The sequence below is a fragment of the Paenibacillus sp. J22TS3 genome (assembly GCF_018403205.1).
GTDB classification, from domain to species: Bacteria; Bacillota; Bacilli; order Paenibacillales; family Paenibacillaceae; genus Fontibacillus; species Fontibacillus tuaregi.
In genome coordinates, this window is the sequence record NZ_BOSF01000006.1 from 257111 (window position 1) to 279516 (window position 22406).

Genomic DNA, 22406 nt, shown 5'->3' on the forward strand with positions numbered 1-22406 from the left:
TTGTTACGGAGCCGGGTATCAAGAGCTTCAAGCATTGAAAAGTCTGAACAAGGCCGTATACCCGACGATTTAACGAATCGGGCGGCAGTTATCGTGGATGCCGGGGCTAAACCGCGCACCCAAACCGGTGCCAAAGCTCCTGCGACAGAAACCAATGCTATCTTGGCAGGACCAAACGTATGGCAGGACCAGCTTCGTATACAGGCGGGGGAGCGTTCCCCACAGCTGTTTCGGCAGGTGCACGATTACCTGCTGGGTAAGCTGTCCACCGGCTTCTGGGGGGAGCATGAGAAGCTTCCATCGGTTCGATTGTTGGCCGAAGAATTGGGAGTGCACAGATTAACTGTGCTGCGGGCTTACCAGCTGCTCAAGGATACCGGCCGCATTTATGTGAAGGAGAAATCAGGTTATTATGTACTCCCGGTGAATCAGCGTATACATCAGGCGGGTTCAGGTGAAGGGGAGCAAGTCTCCTCAGCCTCCTTAAGGCAAACGCCTCCTTCCTTCGCACAGGCCCTCGTCGATCCGGGACTGCTGCCGAACCGTTATTTCTCAGAGTACGCCAAGAAGGTGTTTGACTTATACCCGAAGGTGCTGGGAACCTATTCCTCGGTTCAGGGGGATGAGGAACTGAGGTCAATCCTCTCGGCTTACTTAGCTGGAACCCACGGGCTGCATATGGCTGCCGAGGATCTGCTGATTACAACCGGGGCACAGCAGGCGATTGACCTGGCGGCGCGGGCTTTTGTGGATGCGGGGGACTACGTGCTTATGGAACGGCCAACCTACCATGCGGCCATTCCCATCTTTGAAGGCCGGGGTGCTCAGATTGTCCCTGTCGATATCCGTTCGGATGGATATGACTTATCCCGTCTTGAGGATCTGATGCAGCGCTATCACCCCAAGGTATTTTACATGAATCCGACCTTCCATAACCCTACCGGATACACGGTACCTGTATGGCAGCGCAAGCTTCTGGTCGAACTGGCAGAGAGGTACCGGTGCCTGATTGTAGAGGATGACCCGTTCCGTGATATCTATTTCGGTGAAGCTCCGCCGCTGCCTGTTGCAGCCTATGATACGGAAGGATGGGTACTGTACATTCGAAGCTTCAGCAAATACGCGGCGCCGGGCCTCCGGATCGCCGTGATGTGTGCGCAGCCGCCCCGGATGGACCTGATGCTGCGGTACAAAATGCAGATGGATAACGGGGCTCCGCTGCTCAATCAGAAGGTGTTTTTGCTCTATCTGGCTTCTGAGCGGCTGACCGGCCATTTAGAGAAACTAAGAATAGCCCTGAATATACGTAAGACTGTCATGGAGGAAGCCTTAGGCGCAACAGATTGGCAGTGGGAGAGCCCGCTCGGCGGATTAAGCTTATGGGTACGGCTTCCTGAGAAGGGAATTACGGTGGAGAAGCTCTTGTCGCGATGCCGACGGGAGGGGATCGTCTTCTCACCCGGTAGCGCCCATGACCCGCTGGGTAAGCTGCGAAGCCATATTCGGCTCAGCTATTCCTTCGTCAATGAGGGAGAGATTCGCGAAGGGATTCGCCGCCTCATCCAGCTTGCCCAAGCTTTAGAACCACCTGCATCCGGGTAATTGTGGAAGTCATCCCACCTACAAACAGAATCAAGATTGAGAAGAAATGGCAGGGCGGGGTTCAAGGCTGGGTTATCTATATAAAATGAACTTACGAAGGTTACCCTTTAGGGGCCTGCGATGCCGAGTGTTCTTTAAGGCCCCTGTTGTCTCTGAAATGCTTGAACTAGAGATATCAAAGTAGGGGCATTTCGGAGACAAAGGCGGTCGCTCCGCTTCTTCAGAATCACTCGTCCCCTCCGCTGAGAGAGGTTAATTTTTAAAGTTCATTTTATATAGTTTGAAAAGTTTGAAGCCCTCTAACTATGAGGCTGTCTGTGCAGGTTTAGTACCCTGGCAGGCGGCCTTCTTTTGTTCCCGCATATTCCCACCCAGTAGGCCCTTGTTTCAGACCAATCCGTACAGCTCCGCATACGATACTTTTGATATTGATTTTGCTCTGTACGAAATTGATGGGTAGGGCAGCCGGCAGGACGCGGATGTGATCCGGGCAAAGACAGAGGAGGATGGCAAGATGAGTGGTAAGAAAAAACTGATCCGGGCGATAAAAAGTAAGTGGGTCAAGACCCAAGTGCTGTTGAAGAATCCCCAAGTAAAACCTTTCGTTCCTGATACCCGGAGATTTAACGAGAAGAATCTGAAGAGTATGTTAAGCAGCTTTCATATGGTCTATGTCAAGCCGGAGAGCGGTACTCAAGGGAATGGGGTCATCCGGGCCGAATTGGAGGGGGCAGGACGGTATAAGTACCAGTACAATTTCTCTACCAAAAGCTTTAGTTCATTTGACGCTTTTTACAAGAGTCTGAAAAAACTCGTCGGCAGCCGCAGCTATCTTATCCAGAAGGGGATTCATCTGCTCAAGCATAACAAGAGAAGGTTTGATATCCGGATTATGGTTCAGCGGAACCCATCGGGCAAGTGGGAGACTACAGGGCAGATTGGAAGAGCCGCACATCCAGGTAAGATCGTAACCAATTATCACAGCGGCGGAACGCCGATGCCGACGAAGGTGCTGCTTGCCCAGCATGTGTCGGGACCGAAGCTGACTTCGCTTATTCAGGAGCTAAATCAATTTGGGGAGAAGGTGGCTAGAGCCTACAACTCCACATACCCGCATTTCAGACAGATTGGCGTGGATGTCGGACTCGACAAGTCATTGAAGCCTTGGATCATTGAGGTAAATACGAGCCCGGACCCATATATCTTTAATCAGCTTAAGGACAAAACGATGTTTCGTACAATTATGCGGTACAGAAGGGCCCAAGGGATTGGGGTTAAGTAGCTTCTGTAAGGGCTTAGGACTGCCAGTACCGGCAGTCTTTTTTTATTTTCCGAATCGGTCTAAAAATGAAAATATTGAAACTTTGATTCTCGGCTTTTCGTCTATTATGATGAAAAAGAACATATTTCCAAAAAAAATAGATAGGATGCATAGAGAGGAAGAATTCAGGTGGAACCAAGAACATTACCCAGCCGTTCCAGTGCACGTGTACAAAAGAAGGCTGCGGGCAAGCGGAGGAAGAAGAAAGCGGGCTTTTTCCGTGTGTTTTCAAGAATTGTGTTGGCTCTGCTAGTACTGATGATTGCAGGGGGAAGCTGGTTATATTTTGCCCCATCAGCCCAGAATCTTAGATATATGATTGCAGATACCCTGATCACCACCCAACACAGAAGCTGGGCCAAGTTTATTATTGGTGAGGATGAACTGAAGAAGCGCGTGGCGGAGTACAACAGCCGCTTCGAGCACATGGGGGATGAGAAGGACACGCACCAGATCGTCCGTACAGGAATCGACAAGAACAAGCCGCTTGTGGAGATTGAGAATATTTCGGGCAGCGGCTACAAAGGTTACGTCATGATTGTTAACGATCCGACTAAGATCCGGCTAGGAGTACCCGGGAAGGTTGGTTCAGGGGAGAAGGTCTCCAGTATGGTGAAACGCACAGGAGCCATTGCCGGCGTGAACGGCGGCGGATTTGTGGACCCTAATGGACATGGCAACGGCTTCAAGCCCATCGGTGTTGTCGTGGTGGATGGCAAGCTGTATTACAATGGCAACGGTTCGAAGTCCACGCAGATTGTGGGTATCGACAAGCAGGGCAAAATGATTGCGGGCAACTATACTTTGAAGGAATTGTCCCGTCTGGGCCTCCAGGAGGCGGTAACATTCCAGCCACGCATGATTGTTAACGGTAAGGGCCTGATCAAGAATGCGGCAGAAGGCTGGGGGATTGCCCCAAGGACGGCTATGGGCCAGCGCAAGGACGGAGCAATAATTTTTGTTGTCATTGACGGTCGCCAGCCGGGCTACAGCATCGGGGCGAATCTGTACGATGTGCAGCAGATTATGCTGGAGCATGGGGCAGTGATTGCCGCGAATCTGGATGGCGGCTCCTCCTCGGTGCTGGTGAAGGACAATGAGGTTGTGAACAAGCCTTCGTCCCAGTATGGTGAACGCTATCTGCCGACGGCATTTCTGGTGTTCGAGCATCCTGAAGACGTGGAGATGCCGAATATCTGGAAAGGCCTTGATGTGGACAACATCAACGCCGGGAAGAAGCGCTCCCGCTGAAGGCGAATGTCCGCTCACCTTTCTTTAGGATTACTTATCCCTTATGTATTTAATATGGAGCGAAAGCAAATAAGCAAGCCGTCTTGAGATGATCAAGGCGGCTTGCTTATTTGATGATAACGCCCCCGAACGGAATGACCTCACGCAGGATGCGCTTGATGAGGCCATCATCCTTCAGTTCCTGTTCCAGGCGGTGGCTCTGGCGTCCGGCCTGGAGGATGACCTTTCCTAGGCCGGTCATTTTCCATTGGTAGCTCATATGCTGGCTGGCCAGATGGTTGCCATACACGGACAGCTCCAACTTGGCATTCTCGGGATACGCGATCACACTGCCCGCATCCACATACAGCGGCTCAACGGGGTCCAGGGCTACTTCGCAGACCTGGCCTTCCGTCAGAATGCCGATCTGTCCGCTGCCGGAGAATTTGATTTTTACCGCATCCCGGGTAATCAGCATATTCTTAACGTTCAGAATCCGGGTCTGCATCGTAATTCCTTCGGAATAAAAGAAAAGGTGGCGGAAGTCATACAGCAGATCGTCCCCCTCCGCTAGGGCAATGGGCTTCATGCTGTAACCGGTGGGAAGGGCCGCAATGAATTCACAGGTTCCCCGCAGGTCGGCCTGGATCAGCTTCTTCTTCCGGTACATGCCTTTCATATTCATCAGGCGGTCACTCCGGTTCGCGGAAGGCCCCTTAAAAGCAATAATCTGCTGGGGATGAAGCACGTGTACCTTCTCATCCTCTTCAAGCACGAACCGCACGGCTTGTCCACCGGAGTGTCCGGTCTCGGTTTCATTAATCAGCTGCATGCCACCTGGGCCTCCTCTTATCTATTGTAAATGGCGCGGCTGCTGGCTGCTCTGCTGCACCTTGGCTTTTCTATCGCCGGAGAACCACCCGCAGAACACGCAGCAGAATGAAGTAGCCCAGCAGCAGAGCGGCTCCTGTGATTACCAGAATGCGAATCCGTTTGGAACTGGCCTCCCGGTCCTTTTCTGCCTCAGTCAGGGCTTGTACGGTCTGATTGAGCTTTTTGTTCTGCTCCATTAACGCTTCGTTCTGCTTTCGGTAAGCCTCCACCGTACCCTGGGCCTCTTCAAGCTTATTCACTGTTTTCTTATATTCCTGCTTCAATTGGTTGACTTCGGCTGGGATTTCAGTAATTTCCTGAACGCCGCTGAAGAAGTCATCAAGATATCCGGCATGGGCGGAAGAAGGGCTGTAGAGAGCTCCTAAGGACAGCAGCAAGAATAGAACAATAGTTATTTTAGTATGGGGCAGGGATCTCTTCACCGGATTCACCACCTCTGAATTTGTTGGTTGACAATCTCTAATACGTACAGATGGCAGATAAAGTTTCCAAGGTCTCCCTCTTAGGAAATGCGACTGTATAAGTTCAACTGCTGGATTGAGAAGTAAGGCAGCTGGTGTAAAAGGCCCTTTAAGGCCGCTGTTGCTCTACTGGCAATCCTTAAGTCCACTTATATAGATAGTATTACCCGATATCTTAATTTTCGCATAAGAGATGGAGGCTGCTAAAGCAGCTGCTCAGGCAGATGTAAAGGTTTGGAAAATATAAAATATATCAGGAGAAATGCTGCCTGAATTTACGCGGCGACAACCCCTCCTGCTTGACAAAAGAGGAGGTGAAATAGGCGGGGTGGTTAAATCCCACCTCTTCAGAGATCCGTGTAACCGACAAGTCGGTCTGCAGCAGCAGCAGCTTGGCCCGGGCAATCCGGTACCTGAGCAGGTAGGCTGCCGGGGAGCAGCCGAACACCTTTTGCATGCAGCGTGCGATATATACCGGGTGGAAATTCATAAACTCCCCGAGCGCTTTGGATGTAATCTCCTCCTGGTAATGAGCTCTTAGAAAAGCGGCGGCGCGTTCAGCACAGGCTGTCTGGGGAGACGGCGCCTCCGTCGTAAGGGTGTCCGAAAGCTGCTGGATGACGTCCTGGAAAAGTGCCTGCTGGCGCAGTCTTACACTGGGCAGATGAATGCTTTGGTTCATCTGGGTAAGCTCCTGCATCGTAGCATACAGCTTATCCGGCTGAAGAAGCTCTGTGAACTGGGGGACCCGGATCGAAAAGGGTGTAATGGAATAGAAGGGGAGAAACAGAGGAGGCTCTGCGCTCTTGTCCTTCATATCCGCCCCGCCCGTCTCATCCGCGGCGCTCCACTCCCCGCTGGTATGAAAATGAATCCAGTAATAGCGAGTCACCTCGGTACAAGCCATGGTGGGGTAGTGATAGGCGTCAGGCCGGAGTATAAGCGAGTGGCCTTCCTTAATTTCATAGTGACGACCCTCCTCGCCCACATACAGACAGCCCTCCACCACAACGAGCAGGTCGAATACACCGATGCTGCGTCTTGCCGGATGCTTGCTGCCCGGAGCCAGCTCGGCTAGTCCGCTGACGATGAAGTAGGGAAGCGGAGGTATATTAAATTGCAGAAGCGGCATATAGAGCACCTCATCTCGGCAGAAATTCAGGTTGGAAAATTGATACTTTGAGTTTGAATACTGATACTTCCATCCCAGTATACCATCTATAATTTTGTTTACATACAGAACTTACCGGGAAGGTGTTAACACAGTGAGCAGTTTGCAAAAAGACAAATTTACCCTATGGGCCCTTTCATGGCCCATATTTATTGAGCTGTTTCTCCAGTTTCTGCTTGGAGCCGTGGATACGCTGATGGTCAGCCGACTGTCGGATGACGCCGTGGCAGTGGTTGGATTCTCGAATCAGCTTTTCAACGCGCTGACCACTCTTTTTGCGACGGTGGCCGGCGGGGCAGGAATCCTGATTGCCCAGAAGCTGGGCTCCGATCGGGAGGAAGAAGCGCGTACCGTTTCCATCATTTCATTAAAGGTGACCGCTTTAATCGGTGCTGTGCTTAGCGTGATCCTGATTGTTGTGCCGGGACCGATCGCCCGCGTGCTGCAGATGCCGGAGGAACTGGTCCCTCTTGCGAGAGTGTATATTTCCATAGTGGGCGGAGGCATGGTGCTAACGGCGGTTATGTCTACGCTCAGCACAGCAATCCGTAATACCGGGAACACCAAAGGGCCCATGTATACGGCTGTTGGGATGAACATCATTCATATCGTGATGAACTATGGGTTTATTTTTGGCGCGTTTGGCTTTCCGCAATGGGGACTTACCGGAGTGGCCATTTCAACGCTGGTCAGCAGATTGATCGCCACCCTGGTACTGCTGTTCATCTATGTAGGGACCTTTCAGCGTCAAATTACCGTTTCCGACCTGCGGATTTTTGACCGGAGGCTGTTTAAGGAAATTATGCAGATCGGATGGCCGCTGGGTGTGAATATGGGCTGCTGGGTATTCTCCCAGCTGGCGATTTTCTCTTTCCTGGCAATGCTCGGCACCCAGGTGCTGGCGGCCCGGACTTACATGAATACGCTGGAGTCGTTCTGCTTCCTGCTTGGTTATTCGGTTGCGCTCGCCACCCAGATTCAGATCGCCCATCTGTTCGGGGGCGGGCGTACGAAGGAAGCCTACTCAGCGGCATATCGTGCCTTGAAAATTGGTATGCCCCTCGTCATGCTGAATGCTCTGGTGCTGCTGTTGGCTGGCAAGTACTTGTTGAGCCTTTTCACCTCAGACCCGGAAATCTTAACGATCGGCGTGTCCCTGCTGTGGATGAATTTGCTGCTGCAGCCGGGAAAAATGCTCAATATGGCGCTGGGCGATGCGCTTAACGCACTGGGTGACACCCGCTTTGTCATGAATATCTCGCTGATATCCATGTGGCTGATCGCGACAGGCTGTTCTTACTTGCTTGGCGTGTCCCTTGGCTGGGGTGTCGTTGCCATCTACGCCTGCATGATTACGGATGAGTACTTCCGCGGAGCCTTGTCCCTTATCCGCTGGAGGGGCCGTAAATACCTGCGCAGCAAGGAAGCGGAGATGGAGCGGGAACGTCTGAAGGAGAGCCCGGCTTGCCATGCGCTGCACCCGGAGGAAGGCTTAAGCTTCAGTTAGGTTTCTTCCGGGTTGACTGAGGCAGAGGTTGCTGTTAAATTATAGGAGTAGGATGGACGCTGGCGAAAGCTAGGCGTGTATTCTACTCCATTCTCTAAAATAAGGGGAAATCTTGATGTTGGTGAATGTTCTTAACTAATTAATTTCATAAGACTGTGAGAAGAACGATCTGGCCCGGCTTTGCTCTAAGCGGGGGCCTGGTTTCCTGCACCCTTCTGCGGTCTGTGACTTAGTTAAGAACACGCGGTACATCAAACGGCGCCTTATGGCTGTTTATTTCCCATGTATGTGAACCGTGCTGTCTTTCAGCACGGTTTTTTTGGCTTTACACACAGGGGAATAAACAGGTATTTACCGAGGGCAAAGAATGACACACGTGCATTCTTTGCCCTCTTTTTTTATTTTATAAAACATTAGGAGGTACACTCATGGAAGAGTACACATTGACCACACTCGAGTATGATCATATCAAGCAGGACATTATGGGCTATGCGGTATCCTATGCGGGGAGGGAGAAGGTCAGCGGGCTGCAGCCGATGAGCCAGCTTCCCCAGATTTACAGGGCGATGCAGGAGACTCAGGAGGCCAAGAACATCCTTGAGAAGGGGGCGAGCATTCCGCTGCCTTCGCTGGAAGGGATTGAGTTGGTCATGTCCCTGATGGGAACGGGATACCTGTTCAGAGAAGACGACCTGACGGCTGTGTACACCTTTCTGCACAGCTGTACACAGCTTCGCAAGTATATGGCGGGCAAGGGGGATCTGGCTCCAACGATCAGTTCCTATGCCGCCTCGCTCAGAGAGCTTCCCGCCGTGCAGAGTGAGATACTTCGCTGTATCCGGCACGGGAGGGTAACCGATGAGGCCAGCCGGGAACTGGAGAAGGCCCGCAGGCGCATCGGAGTTGTGAAAGAGCGTATCCAGAAAAAGATCCAGGGCATCATGTCCAGGCATCAGGCGATTCTTCAAGAGAACCTGATCAGCGTAAGAAACGGGCGTTATGTAATCCCGCTCAAGAAGGAGTACTACCGTCAAGTGAAGGGCAGTGTTCTTGATTATTCAACCAGTGGGCAGACCGTGTTTGTGGAGCCCTACGAAATTTCGGGCCTTCAATCCGAGCTGGAGGCGCTTCAGGGAGATGAGGCCCGTGAAGAAGCGAAGGTGCTGAGCCTTCTGTCTGAAATGGTCGAGAGGGAATCCGCGGAGATCGGCATGAATATTGAGATCACAGGCACGTATGATTTTATTTTTGCCAAAGCCAGGTTTGCTGTGTCGATTGGCGGCATTTCGGTAGAACTGAGTGAAGAGCGGCATACCCGGATTCGCGGCGCTAAGCACCCTAAGCTGCTGGAGAGCATGATTCCGTTGGACATCGAAATTGGACGAAGCTTCAGAACCCTTATTATTACCGGACCCAATACCGGAGGTAAGACGGTTGTGCTCAAGACTTTGGGGCTGCTGACGCTGATGGTGCAGTCAGGTCTGCTCATTCCCGTAGAGCCCGGAAGCCGGTTCGGCATCTATAACCGGATTATGGCCGTAATTGGAGACGGCCAGAGCATTGAACAGTCTCTCAGTACCTTCTCGGCTCAGATCAGCAGCCTGGTCCGGATGCTGGAGGCTGCTGACCCGGGAACACTGCTGCTGATAGATGAGCTTGCCGCCGGGACTGATCCGGGGGAAGGCATCGCACTTTCGACTGCGATCCTGGAGGAGCTCAGCCGCAAAGGCGCTTCGGTGCTCGTGACTACGCACTTTAACGAACTCAAGACCTTTGCCGCGGGCACTCCGGGATTCGAGAACGCGCGGATGGAATTTGATCCGTTGACGCTCCAGCCTCTATATAGGCTGACCATCGGCCTGGCCGGTCAGAGCTACGCAATTGAGATTGCCGAGAAGCTGGGCATTGCTTCCCAGGTTCTGAAGCGCTCCAGAGAGCTGCTCCTAAGCCAGCCGATGCGCCAAGAGAGCCCGGAGACCTTTGCGCAAAACGTGCCGTCGATAGAGCCTGCCAGCTTTCAGAATGCTGATTGCGCGGAATCGGAGGGGCAGGATGACGTGGGAGCGAAATTGGGCCAGCAGGAGGAGTTGGAGAAGCGGCTGGAAGGACGGACAGGGGAAGAGGCGGATTGCATAGGGGAGATACAAGAGCATTCCCCGGATGAGCAGGCTGTGGACGATGAGGCCATGGCTGGTTCCGCAGGAACCGGTGCCCATGTGTCAGAGAACGGTGTGGGCACAGCCCATGCAGGGGAGAGCGCAGAGGACGATCAGGGTCGTTCCCAATTCGCCCCCCAGGAAGAACCTGCCTCCGAAACGCAGAAGCCGCCTGTTTTGAATGCAAGGAAACCTTTTGAAATCGGAGATGCGGTCATGGTGACCTCCTTGGGCCGCGTTGGTATTATCTGCGAAGCCCAGGACGGACGCGGGATGCTAGGGGTAATGGTGCAGAAGCAAAAGCTGAGGATCAACCATAAACGCCTGAAGCCTTACATTGCCAAGGAGGAGCTGTACCCGGAGGAGTACGACTTCGATATAGTGTTCGAGTCGAAGGAGAACCGGAAGAAGAAGAAAATCATGAGCAAGCGCCATGTCGAGGGATTAACGATTACCCATCGTCCGGATGATTACAGCTAGCTTAGAAGGGATTGAGTCTGTAGGCTGCTGCAAGGATTCAAAAGATTAGCGCAGTGCTGTCCGTTGGCCCCCGGGAGGCACGGCTCGATTGGAGATAAATATACGGTCAGCGGTCGGCTGCCTGAGCAGCGATGCCGACCATTGTTGCGTTCGTTCTCGGAGCTTTTCGAACACAAACTGAATTCCTGAACAAAATCAGGGGCCGTCCTTTTTGGGGACGGCCCCTGATGAATAGGGATGTCAGCAGCACCGCCGCAAAAGCAAGGACTGGTTGCTGTTAGATGAAAGGTGATATAGCTTCAATTGCTTTAGCTTCAGTCAGGCTTAGAGTGCGATTTGCAGCTCCCCGGCCAACACTTGGACGAATTGCTCCAGGTATTCGCGGTCCGTATCATCAAATCGGCCTTTAAGCGGGCTGTCAATATCAAGTACGCCGATAAGCTGACTATTTTTGATAATGGGCACCACAATTTCACTATTGGAAGCGGCATCGCAAGCGATATGGCCCGGAAATGCATGGACGTCCTCAACAACGAGCGTTCTTCGCTCCCCGGCGGCGGTTCCGCATACGCCTTTGCCCAGCGGGATGCGGATGCAGGCCGGAAGGCCTTGGAACGGCCCGAGCACGAGCTCGGTCCCGTCATAGAGATAGAAACCTACCCAGTTCACATCTTTCAGAAATTGGCCCAGTAGAGCCGAGGCATTGGCCAGATTGGCGATATAGCTTGGCTCTCCTTGAATGAGCCCTTTAAGTTGGGTAAGCACAGCTTCGTATTGTTCGCGGCGTGTGCCGCTGTATTCACTTGTTTGAAACACAGGAACCCCTCCTTTGTGCACATCTGATCATATAATTAGAGCTTTTTTGAGCTTGATTGTCAAGGCTGTCTGCAGCCTCAGAGTGCAGGCCCGGTAAGGCTTAAGCCGCAGTGGCGTGTTTCCAATTCCTCAATTGGGGGTAAGTACAATCTGAATTATCTCACACCGGAAGGAGAGGTACATATGCGCGCAGATGTGCAAAATTTATTTATCCGTATCCATATGCTCCATAATGCCAGTCTGGAGGATATTAATATGGGGGATACGCTGCTGATCCTGGAGAAACACGGTTATAAGGTCGCCGAGCGAGAGGTGAAGCAGGAGTTGGAGCGTCTGACGGAGGAGAACTTTCTGACCCCGCATGATGATCAATACTCCATTACCGGTGCCGGACTTGAGGAACTGAAGGAGATCAAGGGCGTGCTGAAGGAGCTCTGCAGTGAAGTTCTCCAGCCTGAGGCGGAGCAATCAAGATAAGTTTGAGCCGAGGAGCCGAAGGGCATCAGAAAATTTTTTCGATCTGAAAAAGACATCCCGTTTATTCTAAACCGGAAGGATTTCCTAATTTATCCGGTGAATAACTAGTAGGGATGGCTTTTTTTTGTTTTTAATTAACCAATTGTCAAATATATGTAATTTTGCTATTATTATCAATACAAATCACAGGAGGTGTGGAATGGAGTCTATGAATGCAATTCGTTCAGAGATCAAGGATCATCTGCTCAGCTCCGGTTATACACTCACCTCATTTGGACATCTTTCCGGAATGAACAGGGGGAGTCTAAGTGCGATTCTGCACGGGTCTCCCCCTAAGCCTATAGCTATAAGACAGTTGGATATCATCACAGAAACGCTGGGATACCCGGAAGGGTGGTTCTATCATTTATATTTGGATGAATGCTTTGCGGGTGGCAAGGTATCACGACGGCGGCTTGAGCCTTACCTGCTCCGATGTGCAGAGCTTGGTAAACGGGACTGTATCGATGCCGCGATATCCAAGCTGCTTGAGACCGCTAAGCCCCTTGCTCTGTTATTCGAAATAGGTGAGAAGCTGTACCATCAAGGCAAGATTAAAGAATCTGCCTTATTCTATGAAGCTGTTGCGGAGATGGAGAAGGACAGTCACTCCGAGCGTCTTGCCATCAGTCAATACAGATTGTTCATGGCTCATCAGGGACCTGATGCGGAACAGAACTGGAGAGCGGTTATCCGGTTCGAGCCCTTTCGCAGGAGACTTCCGGAGAACTATCAGCTCGATGCGATTCTGAAGCTTGCGAACGTTTGCTTTACCCTCCATAAGTGGAAGGAGGTTGAGAAGTATGCCGATGAACTCAGAGCTCTGGCACAAGCTGTATATCGCGAACAGTTACAAAGGAAGGTCCGTGAGAGGGAGCCGCAGGTGCTTGGCACCGAGCGACATTTGGTTGTCTACTACGGACAAGGCTATCTCTTGAAGACGATTGCACTTCAGAAGCAGGAACTGTATGACAAGGCAAAAAAATACGTCACCGGTTACGCCGATTTAAGCTGGTTCGAGGATCTGAATGAAATTGGCTGGATGGAAGTGAAGAAGTTCAGGTTATGGGCACAGGCCAATGCCTATACACTCGAAATGCTGACAGGCAATATTTCCATTCTGCCTGAGTACTGCAGCTTCCTGCTCGAACACCCGGGCGAGATTCTTCCAGGCATGCTGACCATTATTGAGTCAGCTAACAAATATGGCTTCTATGCAGATGATATTATCGAGCAGATCTTTCAGGTCATCTATGATTTCAATGAACAAGATCCGATTGAAGTGGACAGGCATTTCTCACTCCGTTACGAGCTCGCGGTATACCAGTTCAGGAAGAATCAATACGCCGAAGGCATATCTAGCACCTTATTCGCACTAAGACTGGCCCTTATTCTGAACAATGACAGGGACGTTATTCAGTGTATCACCCTGTTTGAAGCGTATAGGGCGTACGCTTCCGAGCAGCATAAAAGCGAGTATCAATATATGATGGAGGAATTAAGAAACAAGGACAAGAACAATCCCTTTAGCACCCGCCATTTCAGGATTGTATAAGGACCCTATGAAATTTGCTTTACAAAAGTAGAGTCTACTTGTATGATGATCCTATCAGGGAATATTATCCATTTTAGTAAACCCTGATCTTCCATCTTTGAGAGCTAGTCATCATTTGCTAACTTAATAAGGTGTTAACCGGGGGAGGTGAGTCAGGATGAAGAAGATTATTCTGTCATTGATCTTGGCCGTTGGGGTATTTAGTGGCGTTGCTGCTACTGAACAAGTTTCCCAAGGTGGCATTCAGGCTTTGCACAACCATGGTGTTGGCGGATAGACCTTACATGTCTAAAGAGCACTCGAGAGAGTGCTCTTTTATTTTTGTATATGTTTAGATACAATTATGTGATAGTCTGACATTTACTTGAAGTTAAAATATACCGACAAAGAATGCTAATTTTTTTGAATTTTGTAAAATATGTTTTTTTGGCATCATGGGGTATGATAGTTTTGTAATGATAAGAGAGAAGGTGAGAATTATGGCATCCAAAGCTTATCAACCGCATGAGCAGCATAACAAAGGAAGCGGCAGGGTAAACGAGGAACTTCTCGCGATGATCGAGAATCTGAGATATGAGTTGGCGTCCATGGCTGGAGATCGGGACTTTACCAGCGCGAATGTGCTGGAACTTAGCCAAAGATTGGACAAGTATATCGTTATGGCCCAGCACCAAATGATCCGTGGATATGCTGTTGAGTGACCACGAATGGAGAATAGAATTCATATAAAAGCCGCCCTGAGCTTGGATATCAAGCAGCCAGTGCGGCTCTAAGTCGTTTTTCCTCATTTAGGAATGGTGTCAGCGGGAATGTGTTAGCGCGGAAGTCTCCCTTTCGGTAGGATACGCCTCCGGGGCGGGAGCGGCTCTTAGAACCTCATCGATGAAGTGCTGCACCTTCTCGGTATAGCCTTTGGGATCAACCCCGTAAGCGTTGGCATGTACAGCTCCTCTTACAATAAGCAGGTCCTTGGGACCTGGCTTGACCGCATACATATCTTCACTCATATGAGTAGGAACATAGGTATCTTCAGAGCCATGAATAAATAAAACTGGTAGAGAGCTTGATCTTACCGCCTTAATCGGGCTCACCTGGGCCAGCCGGAATCCAGCCTTGCGCTCCAGCTGCTGATCAATGAGCGGCATGAACGGGAATGCCGGAACTTTGTTCAGAACCGTCATTTGGTGGCGGATAAGCTCGGTTAGATCAGAATAAGGGCAATCGGCGATAACGAATTTGACGTTGGGGTGGGCGATGCTTAAGTATTCCAATACGGTACCCCCACCTAGGGATTGGCCATGCAGCCCAATGGTGATATCTTCCCCGTAATGATCGGTGACCCATTTAACCCAAGTCTCAATATCATACTTCTCCTGATACCCGTAGGTGGTATAGCTCCCTTCGCTCCGGCCGTGACGGCGCTGATCAATCAGCAGAATATTAAAGCCTTTGTCCTCGAACATTCCGATGAATTGCGCCGCAACCTCAAGTGAGGCCGTATAGCCGTGAACAATGATCATCCAGCGCTTGGAGTCCGGATGCGGCTCAAGCACGTAGCCATGAAGAAGCAGGCCGTCGCGGGAGGTCACCCGCGCCTCTCTTTTCACCAAGGCATGAAATTTCTCTCTTGAGTACACCCCCATCTGTTCCATGAAGCCAAATAAGCCATCTGAAGTCTGAAGCTTCATCTGGGTAATCTGGCGGAAGCCGAACCGGGTTATGCCGCTGACGGCGAGCAGAATAATCAGCAGCACAATAATTAATATTGTGTATACCATGATGGTCCTCCAAACTATTGTTCTTTATTGAATTAGTTGATGCCCGAAGTCCTAATTTGCTGTGACTCTTGTCCGTGATACTCTGACTTTCACCTGGATTCCACCATAGTATCTCCGTATAGTGTCTATAGTATCACCTAAATTGTTCCAAGCAAATCGCAGCTTGAATATTGTTGTTTGTTTCATGAAAAGGCTTTGACTTCTTGCACCGGAATATGGTTACCTTATGGATAATAAATGGTGAGAACGTTCGGGTGAGGGAGGTAGTCAAGCCGTGTACAGATGTAGAGGGGAAATCCCTGATTTAGAGACAAGCCGGCTGAGGCTGCGGAAGCTGGAAGATCGCGATGCCTCAGCTCTTTTCCAGATTTGGGGAAATTCCGATGTGGTGAGGTTCTTGAATATGGCCCGGCTGGAGAGCATTCAGGAGACCAGGGAGATGATTGATCTGCTCAACGGATTGTCTGAAAGCGAGGATACCCTAAGATGGGGAATTGAACTGAAGGAAACGGGCGGATTAATTGGGAGCTGCGGTTTCAACATATGGCAGCTGTCCGGGGCAGACCGGGGGGAAATCGGTTATGACCTCGGCAAGCCTTATTGGGGACAGGGTTATATGCCTGAGGCACTGTCAGCCAACCTGAAATTTGGTTATTCCGTTATGGGACTGAACCGGATTGAGGCGCTCGTACTGGAGGAGAATAAGGCCTCCCAGCGGGTACTGGACAAGCTGGGCTTCAAACCGGAGGGGCTGCTGCGGGAATATCAGAGAAATGAGCAGGGAGAAGGTTATATTGACCTGCAGCTGCATGCTTTGCTTAAGAGGGAGTATAGAGAATGGGGGAGCAATTAGCTAGATAAAATGAACTTTAGAATTTACCGACGATAACCATCACGTGATATTCTACTGGATGGTTTTTTTGTAATTGGGGCATAGACGTACTTGCGATCGTTGCTTATAATTAAATTTTATAGGTTTCACACAGAAAGGAAGAACTAGCCAGTGCCATCTTCATTAAAACGCAGTTATATTCTGGCCGGTCTGCTGCTCTCGACATTTCTGGCGGCAATTGAGGGAACGGTTATCGGACCTGCGGGTCCAAGAATTGTTGGGGAGCTGGGCGGTGCGCAGCTGCTGAGTTGGGTGTTTACAGCTTATCTGCTCACGATGTCCGTAACGACTCCTATTTTCGGGAAAATGAGTGATTTGTACGGCCGCAAAATGGTATTTGTGGTAGGATCGGTCCTGTTCCTGGGTGGCTCGCTGCTTTGCGGCTTCGCCACAAGCATGGAGCAGCTGATTATATTTAGAGCGATTCAGGGAATTGGAGCCGGAGGGCTCATTCCGGTGACTTTTACAATTATCGGGGACATCTACTCTATTGAAGAAAGAGCCAAGGTTCAGGGCTATATCAGCTCGGTATGGGGAATTTCCTCCCTTGTGGGTCCGCTGCTCGGGGGCTATGTGGTGGATGCGTTCAATTGGAGATGGGTGTTCGGTTTCAACATCCCTTTTGGACTTCTGTCCGTGGTCTTTATTATTAAATATTTGGATGAGAATATTGAGAAGAAGAAAGTCAAAATCGATATAGCGGGCGCGATCACCTTCACCATCGGGGTGGCCGCACTGCTGTTTGGGCTTGCGGCCGGGGGACAACAGCTGGCATGGGACTCCCCTTTGCTTATCGTGATTTTTGCGGTTGCGGTAGTGTCGCTCGTGCTGTTCTTTGTAGTGGAGAAGCGGGCCGAAGAGCCGCTTGTTCCGCTTAAACTGTTCAGGTACAGGGACATAGCTTACTCCAACATTGCCAGTCTGCTGGCGAGTGCGCTGTTGATCGGTCTTACCTCATACTTCCCGCTATGGGTTCAAGGCGTGCTCGGGGAGAATGCAACGCGCTCCGGTCTGCTGCTGGCACCGATGTCGGTATCCTGGCTTGTTGGATCGGTGATCGGCGGACGCTGGATCGTCAGCCATGGCTCACGTATTACCTCCATCATCGGTCTGCTGTTCATCGTGGTTGGAGCCGGGGGAATGGCGTTTGTTACGGATGAGACTCCTGAGTATGTGCTGATGCTGTGGAATGCGCTGTATGGGCTTGGATTCGGCTTCTCCTTTACAGTGTTCACCATTATTGCTCAATCCTCCGTAGGCTTCAGCCTGAGAGGGGCCTCTACGGCTCTGAATTCCTTCGTGAAATCGCTAGGGCAGACGATCGGGGTGGCGGTGTTCGGTGTGCTGATCAACCAGCACATTGCCGATGCGGCAGAAGCCAGCCGGAAGCAGGGGACCATGGTCTCTCAGAACGATATCAATAAGCTGTTGTCTCCGGAAAAGGTGGCTGACCTGCCGAAAGAGCTGTGGAATACACTGAGACACTTCCTGGAAGGTGGTCTTCATCTGCTCTTTATCATTATGGCGGTGATCGCCATCATCGGGACGATCAGTGTGCTAGGGCTTCATAACAAGCCGCCGGGCTCCGAAGAGTCTGAGGCAAAACCTGCCCGCTCAGCTAACTAAAAATTGTACCATCTGTGCAGCCTCTGGATGACACCGGAGGCTGTTTTTTTATCGGGAACCAGATATGAATGCCGATCGTTGCACCAATCTTTATCGGTTTGACTGTGTAAATGTCATGGCGAGTCATATGACGTTTTGTAACTGGTAAGCTGCTGGAATGCTAAGCTATACTACATGGAGAGCTGTCGGTGTATTGGAGGAGATGGATGTGTACAACCTTGTGAAAAAGTGGTTTTGGTTTGATTGGATGGTCTTTTTGCTGCGGATCATTTTCTTTGGATCGATATTAATTACAGCCTGCTCGCAATATGGGGGGGCTGCTCCGATTCCCTTATGGGTAACTTTGTTGTGGGGAATACTGGCTTTTTCGGCTCCCTGGTTCTGTCTGCAGCTGCACTATATTTATTATTTAATCGCAGAAATCGTGATCACCGGAAGTTTGTGTTTGTTTCTGGCGCACCTCTTTCCGGCGTCCTACTCGATCTTTCTGGCCCCCGCGTTCATGATTGCCACCAACAGCGCACACAAGTCATACCGCTGGAGCGGCCCGGTGGTTATTGTTGTGTTTCCGTTTTTATTGAATGAAATTGCCCATGAAGACGGTGTTCTGCCCCTTTCGATAACTTTTGGACTGGCGTATACACTGGGCTTTGCCTTTCAGCTGCTTGTCGTGAATCACCGGCAGAGCGGGATTATCCGGGATCAATATGCTGTTCTGGAGCAGTACACTTCCCAGATGGAGCATGTGACTCAACTTGAAGAGAGGAACCGTATGTCCAAGGATTTGCACGACACGATGGGACATGCCTTCACGTCCATACTGATGGGGCTTGAAGCCTTGCGGCCGGATGTGCAGTCTGAGGAAGGCAGGAGAAGGATGGATTCCCTGCTGGGGCTTACCCGGAAAAGTCTTGATGAAGTCCGGCAATATTTGCACCGGGCTGGAAGCTCGGGAGACAACCTGACGCTAGTGCAATCACTGGAGAAGCTGGCCGGTGATTTTCAACGCTTCTCGAAAGCGGAGGTCCGGTTTAGAAGTTATGGCGAAGATATCACACTGCCCAAGCAGATGGGAATGACATTATACCGCTGTCTTCAGGAATCCTTGACGAATGCGGTGCGGCATGGGCAGGCAAGCCGCATTGAGGTGAGCCTTCATGTGGAAGACAGGCAGATCCGGCTGGAAGTGAAGGATAATGGACTTGGAGCCGACGATCTGCAGGAAGGCTTCGGACTTCAGGCTATGCGGGAGAGAGTAACCAACCTTCGGGGCCAGCTTTATATCTATTCCAATCAGGGTGAGGGAACTACAGTTACGTGTAATCTGCCAAGGGATTCAGGCTCCATGGAGGAGTTGATCCGGATCGTAATTGTCGACGATCAGACATATATTCAGGACAGTCTAAAGATGATCTTGGGAAGAGAAAAGGACTTTGTCATCGAAGGAGCTGCTGAGGACGGTCAATCCGCGCTTGAGCTTTGCGGGCAGGTAATGCCTGATTTGGTTCTAATGGACCTGAATATGCCAGGAATGGATGGAGCTGAGGCTACCCGGAGGATTAAGACGGCTTGGCCACATATGAAGGTGTTGATTCTAACGACCTTTGATGAAGCCGGGAAAGCTATAGAGGCTCTGCGCGGGGGAGCAGATGGTTATATGATGAAGTCTGTACAGCCGCTGGAACTGTTTGAAACGATCCGTCTTGTATACCGTGGGAGTAAGATTATTGCCCCCGATATTACCAATGAGTTGATTGACCGGTACCGGTCACAGCCAGATATCCCAGAACAGCCTGGTAAGGATGGGCAGGGTGGCGAATACGGGCTGACAGACCGGGAGATGGAGATTCTGGAGTGTTTGGCTAAAGGCCTACGCTACAAGTCGATTGCTGCCAAGCTTTATTTGTCCGATGGAACTGTGCGGAATTATGCGTCCACCATCTATGCCAAGCTTGGGGTACGCAACCGGGAAGAAGCGGTGCAGAAGGCGTTCAAGTTAGATGGCTAGAGACTGTGCAGGATGAACTGAACTGCATAAATGACGATGCAGGTAATTTAGTCTCAAGGGACTTATACAGATGATCTATAAGACGGTGCAGGGAATTGTCCCTGACACCGTCTTTTTGCGTGCGCAAAAGCCCGGATTCCGTAAAAGAAAGTTGTCATATGACATAACGGCACTGTTCAGTTTGACACCGGCAGAGCTAACATGGGTTCAAAGCTGATAAGTTCCAGGCTATTACACAAGATGAACTAGGCCATAGAATTTAACCAAGGCAACCATGAACATTTTATGTGCTTACTTCGCCAAAATTCTATAGTTCAGCTTATATGGACTTCAGGAGGAGTGATGGTTATTAATATGTCAGTTCACAGGCATGTCCGAAACTTCACTTATTTGATGCTCATCTTTGTGAAGGGCGTATTCTATTTCTGTTTCTATCTGATGGGAATTACGGCTGGGATTGGATTCTCCTTCACTTTGGTAGGTCTGCCTATTCTGTATTATGTGATGCAGTCCCGGTTTATGTTTGTAAGGCATGAGAGAGTTTTGGCTAAGGTCTATCTTGACCTGACCATCGACCCTGTGCCGGAAAACCTCCCTGCTCAAGGGGGATTATGGGAGAAGGTCAGGGACGATGTCACGGATGCGCGCAGCTGGAGGGTCATCCTGGGATTAATGTTTATGTTTGTGCTAGGTGTGATTAGCTTGTTTGTCGGGGTTCTGCTCTACATCACCCCTTGTTTGATGGTGGTGTTACCTGTGCTGGGTGAGCTGTTTGGATTCAAAGTTGGTACGCTGGGACCGAGCATCTATACGATCCTTGCCGGAATAGGTCTGGTATGGGTTGGCCCAAGCCTGGGCGGCAGGATGGTCAAGCTCGTGGGAGCTCATATCCGGCGGCTTTCTGCCATCTTGGCGGGCAAATGACCATGGATTAGGGATTAAGAGATTTAAGAGATTTAAATTAAAATTGAACAAGAAGGCAGGTATAAAAATGACGGCAACTTATATCAAAAATTCGTTTCAAACCCTGTGGATGGTATGGGAAGATTTCTTTGATGTGCTGACCAAGTACCGCAGCGAATCTGTCAGAAGGTATGGCATATGCAAGCTGGTTATCCGGAAGCACCAGGGCAAGCCAATAGAATGTTACGATGGCCAGCGCATTGACAAAGGGGAGTGGATTGGAGAGCTTCACCTGGATAACCGCCAGGTGCTGCAGATGGTACGTACCCTTGGCTCCGACCGCGCCGGGCTGAGGATTGCCCGTATGTTCAGGAAGGCTGTAGAACAGATTACTCTGGATATGATCGGGCAGCCGGAGCTGCAGAAGATTAAAGCTTTAACCGGGATTACTCTTCTGCACCGGGGGATTATTCATGGAATGGGCTTTGAACAGCATCCTATAAAAGCACGTTTCCAGCGCAGCTTTTTCAAACTGTATCTCCGGCTTCTTCTAAGAACCATGCACCCTGAAGGAAACCGGCGGATTCAGGCAGGCTCGGAGAAATTATCCCCAGTCATGCTAATCATCAGTCAGGCCTCTCTGAAGGAGCGTGCTGCTGATCAAGCTGCATGTATCACTGGCCAAGAGGCGGTATCCTGATGCCGGACATTATTATTCTCCTATTAGCTGCATCGGGTTTCTATATGCTGCTCCCTTTTATTCTGACCCGGATATTCAAGCTGGGGGTAATTGCCGAAGGTCCGTCCAATAGAGGGGTAGCATTTACGTTTGATGACGGGCCTCATCCCGCTTATACACCAGAGCTCTTGGACCTGCTGCGTGAGCATAATGCCAAGGCAACCTTCTTTGTCCTTGGCAGCAAGGCGGAGAAGTATCCGGAATTAATTGCTCGAATGCACAGGGAAGGACATCAACTTGCAATTCATAATTATGTCCATAAGACCAATTGGCTGATGTCCCCTTGGACAAGCCGGCACAAGCAGGCTGACCGGACAGCAGATATTATCGAGCAGATCACAGGGGAGCGGCCAACCTTCTACAGACCACCTTGGGGCCTTCTTAACCTGGGCGATCTTTTTATCCTGAAGAACTCTTACCGGATCGTATTGTGGTCGGTTATGGTAGGGGACTGGAGAGCCTGTACAAGCGCGGATCAGCTGAAAAGCAGGCTGATGGGCAGAATAAGGGAAGGATCAATTATTGTGCTGCATGATAGCGGGGATACGCTGGGTGCGGATATCGAAGCGCCGGGTGAAATGCTTAAGGGGCTCAAACAGGTATTGGTGGAGCTTTCATTTACAGGGCTTAAAAGTATCCGGACAGATGAACTGCTTGGCAAGAAGGAGCTGGACTGTGGGGAGATAACACCTGCGGCGGGGAGGTTAACCAAGAGGGAGTATAAAAAAGGGTACGCCTCCACACCTTAACA

At 50.6% G+C, this 22406-nt stretch carries 19 protein-coding genes; 14 read left to right on the forward strand and 5 right to left on the reverse strand.

Annotated elements, in window-relative coordinates; all coding sequences use genetic code 11:
• Nucleotides 1-198 precede the first annotated feature (198 nt).
• The 3 genes from KJS63_RS19520 (at nucleotide 199) to KJS63_RS19530 (ending at nucleotide 4174) form a co-directional block, all read left to right on the forward strand.
• Nucleotides 199-1602: an aminotransferase-like domain-containing protein gene (locus KJS63_RS19520; RefSeq protein ID WP_244862693.1), complete on the forward strand. Its 1404-nt coding sequence runs from the start codon at nucleotides 199-201 to the stop codon at nucleotides 1600-1602.
• Between the two features lie 514 nt (nucleotides 1603-2116).
• The gene (locus tag KJS63_RS19525; protein WP_213620659.1) at nucleotides 2117-2884 is read left to right on the forward strand and encodes a YheC/YheD family protein; all 768 of its coding nucleotides are present in this window, start codon (nucleotides 2117-2119) and stop codon (nucleotides 2882-2884) included.
• Between the two features lie 168 nt (nucleotides 2885-3052).
• A complete protein-coding gene (locus KJS63_RS19530) occupies nucleotides 3053-4174 on the forward strand; it encodes a phosphodiester glycosidase family protein (RefSeq protein WP_068614161.1) in 1122 nt (373 codons plus the stop codon).
• 106 nt (nucleotides 4175-4280) lie between these two features.
• Here KJS63_RS19530 and KJS63_RS19535 read toward each other — a convergent pair whose 3' ends face one another.
• The 3 genes from KJS63_RS19535 to KJS63_RS19545 form a co-directional block, all read right to left on the reverse strand.
• Nucleotides 4281-4985 (reverse strand): AIM24 family protein, encoded by a 705-nt coding sequence (locus KJS63_RS19535; protein WP_068614164.1) that lies wholly within the window; start codon nucleotides 4983-4985, stop codon nucleotides 4281-4283.
• 70 nt (nucleotides 4986-5055) lie between these two features.
• Nucleotides 5056-5469, reverse strand: coding sequence for a hypothetical protein (locus KJS63_RS19540; protein WP_082926766.1), 414 nt, complete (start codon nucleotides 5467-5469; stop codon nucleotides 5056-5058).
• 292 nt (nucleotides 5470-5761) lie between these two features.
• Nucleotides 5762-6640, reverse strand: a complete 879-nt coding sequence (locus tag KJS63_RS19545) for a helix-turn-helix transcriptional regulator (protein WP_213620660.1) — start codon at nucleotides 6638-6640, stop codon at nucleotides 5762-5764.
• Nucleotides 6641-6782: 142 nt separating this feature from the next.
• Between KJS63_RS19545 and KJS63_RS19550 the strand changes: the two genes are divergently transcribed.
• Together KJS63_RS19550 and KJS63_RS19555 are read left to right on the forward strand one after the other, a co-directional pair.
• Complete coding sequence (locus KJS63_RS19550) at nucleotides 6783-8186, forward strand: MATE family efflux transporter (protein ID WP_213620722.1); 1404 nt, start codon at nucleotides 6783-6785, stop codon at nucleotides 8184-8186.
• Between the two features lie 428 nt (nucleotides 8187-8614).
• On the forward strand, nucleotides 8615-10822 hold the full coding sequence (locus tag KJS63_RS19555; RefSeq protein WP_213620661.1) for an endonuclease MutS2: 2208 nt from the start codon (nucleotides 8615-8617) through the stop codon (nucleotides 10820-10822).
• A gap of 324 nt (nucleotides 10823-11146) precedes the next feature.
• Here the strand turns inward: KJS63_RS19555 and KJS63_RS19560 are convergent, their stop codons facing one another.
• On the reverse strand, nucleotides 11147-11638 hold the full coding sequence (locus KJS63_RS19560) for a GAF domain-containing protein (RefSeq protein WP_213620662.1): 492 nt from the start codon (nucleotides 11636-11638) through the stop codon (nucleotides 11147-11149).
• 183 nt (nucleotides 11639-11821) lie between these two features.
• Between KJS63_RS19560 and KJS63_RS19565 the strand changes: the two genes are divergently transcribed.
• From KJS63_RS19565 to KJS63_RS19575, 3 genes are all read left to right on the forward strand, one after another.
• The gene (locus KJS63_RS19565) at nucleotides 11822-12115 is read left to right on the forward strand and encodes a hypothetical protein (protein WP_068614184.1); all 294 of its coding nucleotides are present in this window, start codon (nucleotides 11822-11824) and stop codon (nucleotides 12113-12115) included.
• A 199-nt stretch (nucleotides 12116-12314) separates the two neighbouring features.
• Nucleotides 12315-13709, forward strand: a complete 1395-nt coding sequence (locus KJS63_RS19570; RefSeq protein ID WP_213620663.1) for a DNA-binding protein — start codon at nucleotides 12315-12317, stop codon at nucleotides 13707-13709.
• A gap of 479 nt (nucleotides 13710-14188) precedes the next feature.
• On the forward strand, nucleotides 14189-14410 hold the full coding sequence (locus tag KJS63_RS19575; protein WP_213620664.1) for an aspartyl-phosphate phosphatase Spo0E family protein: 222 nt from the start codon (nucleotides 14189-14191) through the stop codon (nucleotides 14408-14410).
• Between the two features lie 99 nt (nucleotides 14411-14509).
• On the opposite strand, the gene KJS63_RS19580 is transcribed toward KJS63_RS19575, so the two are convergent.
• Nucleotides 14510-15487, reverse strand: a complete 978-nt coding sequence (locus KJS63_RS19580; protein WP_213620665.1) for an alpha/beta hydrolase — start codon at nucleotides 15485-15487, stop codon at nucleotides 14510-14512.
• Between the two features lie 274 nt (nucleotides 15488-15761).
• Here KJS63_RS19580 and KJS63_RS19585 point away from each other — a divergent pair, with 274 nt between their 5' ends.
• The 6 genes from KJS63_RS19585 (at nucleotide 15762) to KJS63_RS19610 (ending at nucleotide 22404) form a co-directional block, all read left to right on the forward strand.
• Nucleotides 15762-16340, forward strand: coding sequence for a GNAT family N-acetyltransferase (locus KJS63_RS19585; protein WP_213620666.1), 579 nt, complete (start codon nucleotides 15762-15764; stop codon nucleotides 16338-16340).
• Between the two features lie 150 nt (nucleotides 16341-16490).
• Nucleotides 16491-18005, forward strand: a complete 1515-nt coding sequence (locus KJS63_RS19590) for an MDR family MFS transporter (protein ID WP_213620667.1) — start codon at nucleotides 16491-16493, stop codon at nucleotides 18003-18005.
• Nucleotides 18006-18225: 220 nt separating this feature from the next.
• The gene (locus KJS63_RS19595; protein ID WP_306432918.1) at nucleotides 18226-20013 is read left to right on the forward strand and encodes a helix-turn-helix transcriptional regulator; all 1788 of its coding nucleotides are present in this window, start codon (nucleotides 18226-18228) and stop codon (nucleotides 20011-20013) included.
• 342 nt (nucleotides 20014-20355) lie between these two features.
• Complete coding sequence (locus tag KJS63_RS19600; protein ID WP_213620669.1) at nucleotides 20356-20937, forward strand: sensor domain-containing protein; 582 nt, start codon at nucleotides 20356-20358, stop codon at nucleotides 20935-20937.
• A gap of 67 nt (nucleotides 20938-21004) precedes the next feature.
• Entirely contained in the window at nucleotides 21005-21616 is a 612-nt protein-coding gene (locus KJS63_RS19605) for a YkoP family protein (protein WP_213620670.1), read from the forward strand.
• A complete protein-coding gene (locus KJS63_RS19610) occupies nucleotides 21616-22404 on the forward strand; it encodes a polysaccharide deacetylase family protein (RefSeq protein WP_213620671.1) in 789 nt (262 codons plus the stop codon). The genes KJS63_RS19605 and KJS63_RS19610 overlap by 1 nt, the downstream gene beginning before the upstream one ends.
• Nucleotides 22405-22406: the final 2 nt, after the last annotated feature.

What these genes read in the sequence shown, in the direction of transcription:
- KJS63_RS19525 (WP_213620659.1), top strand. Translation starts at nt 2,117, where the DNA reads ATGAGTGGTAAGAAAAAACTGATCCGGGCGATAAAAAGTAAGTGGGTC.
- KJS63_RS19535 (WP_068614164.1), bottom strand. Translation starts at nt 4,985, where the DNA reads ATGCAGCTGATTAATGAAACCGAGACCGGACACTCCGGTGGACAAGCC.
- KJS63_RS19545 (WP_213620660.1), bottom strand. Translation starts at nt 6,640, where the DNA reads ATGCCGCTTCTGCAATTTAATATACCTCCGCTTCCCTACTTCATCGTC.
- KJS63_RS19555 (WP_213620661.1), top strand. Translation starts at nt 8,615, where the DNA reads ATGGAAGAGTACACATTGACCACACTCGAGTATGATCATATCAAGCAG.
- KJS63_RS19565 (WP_068614184.1), top strand. Translation starts at nt 11,822, where the DNA reads ATGCGCGCAGATGTGCAAAATTTATTTATCCGTATCCATATGCTCCAT.
- KJS63_RS19570 (WP_213620663.1), top strand. Translation starts at nt 12,315, where the DNA reads ATGGAGTCTATGAATGCAATTCGTTCAGAGATCAAGGATCATCTGCTC.
- KJS63_RS19575 (WP_213620664.1), top strand. Translation starts at nt 14,189, where the DNA reads ATGGCATCCAAAGCTTATCAACCGCATGAGCAGCATAACAAAGGAAGC.
- KJS63_RS19580 (WP_213620665.1), bottom strand. Translation starts at nt 15,487, where the DNA reads ATGGTATACACAATATTAATTATTGTGCTGCTGATTATTCTGCTCGCC.
- KJS63_RS19600 (WP_213620669.1), top strand. Translation starts at nt 20,356, where the DNA reads ATGGTTATTAATATGTCAGTTCACAGGCATGTCCGAAACTTCACTTAT.
- KJS63_RS19605 (WP_213620670.1), top strand. Translation starts at nt 21,005, where the DNA reads ATGACGGCAACTTATATCAAAAATTCGTTTCAAACCCTGTGGATGGTA.
- KJS63_RS19610 (WP_213620671.1), top strand. Translation starts at nt 21,616, where the DNA reads ATGCCGGACATTATTATTCTCCTATTAGCTGCATCGGGTTTCTATATG.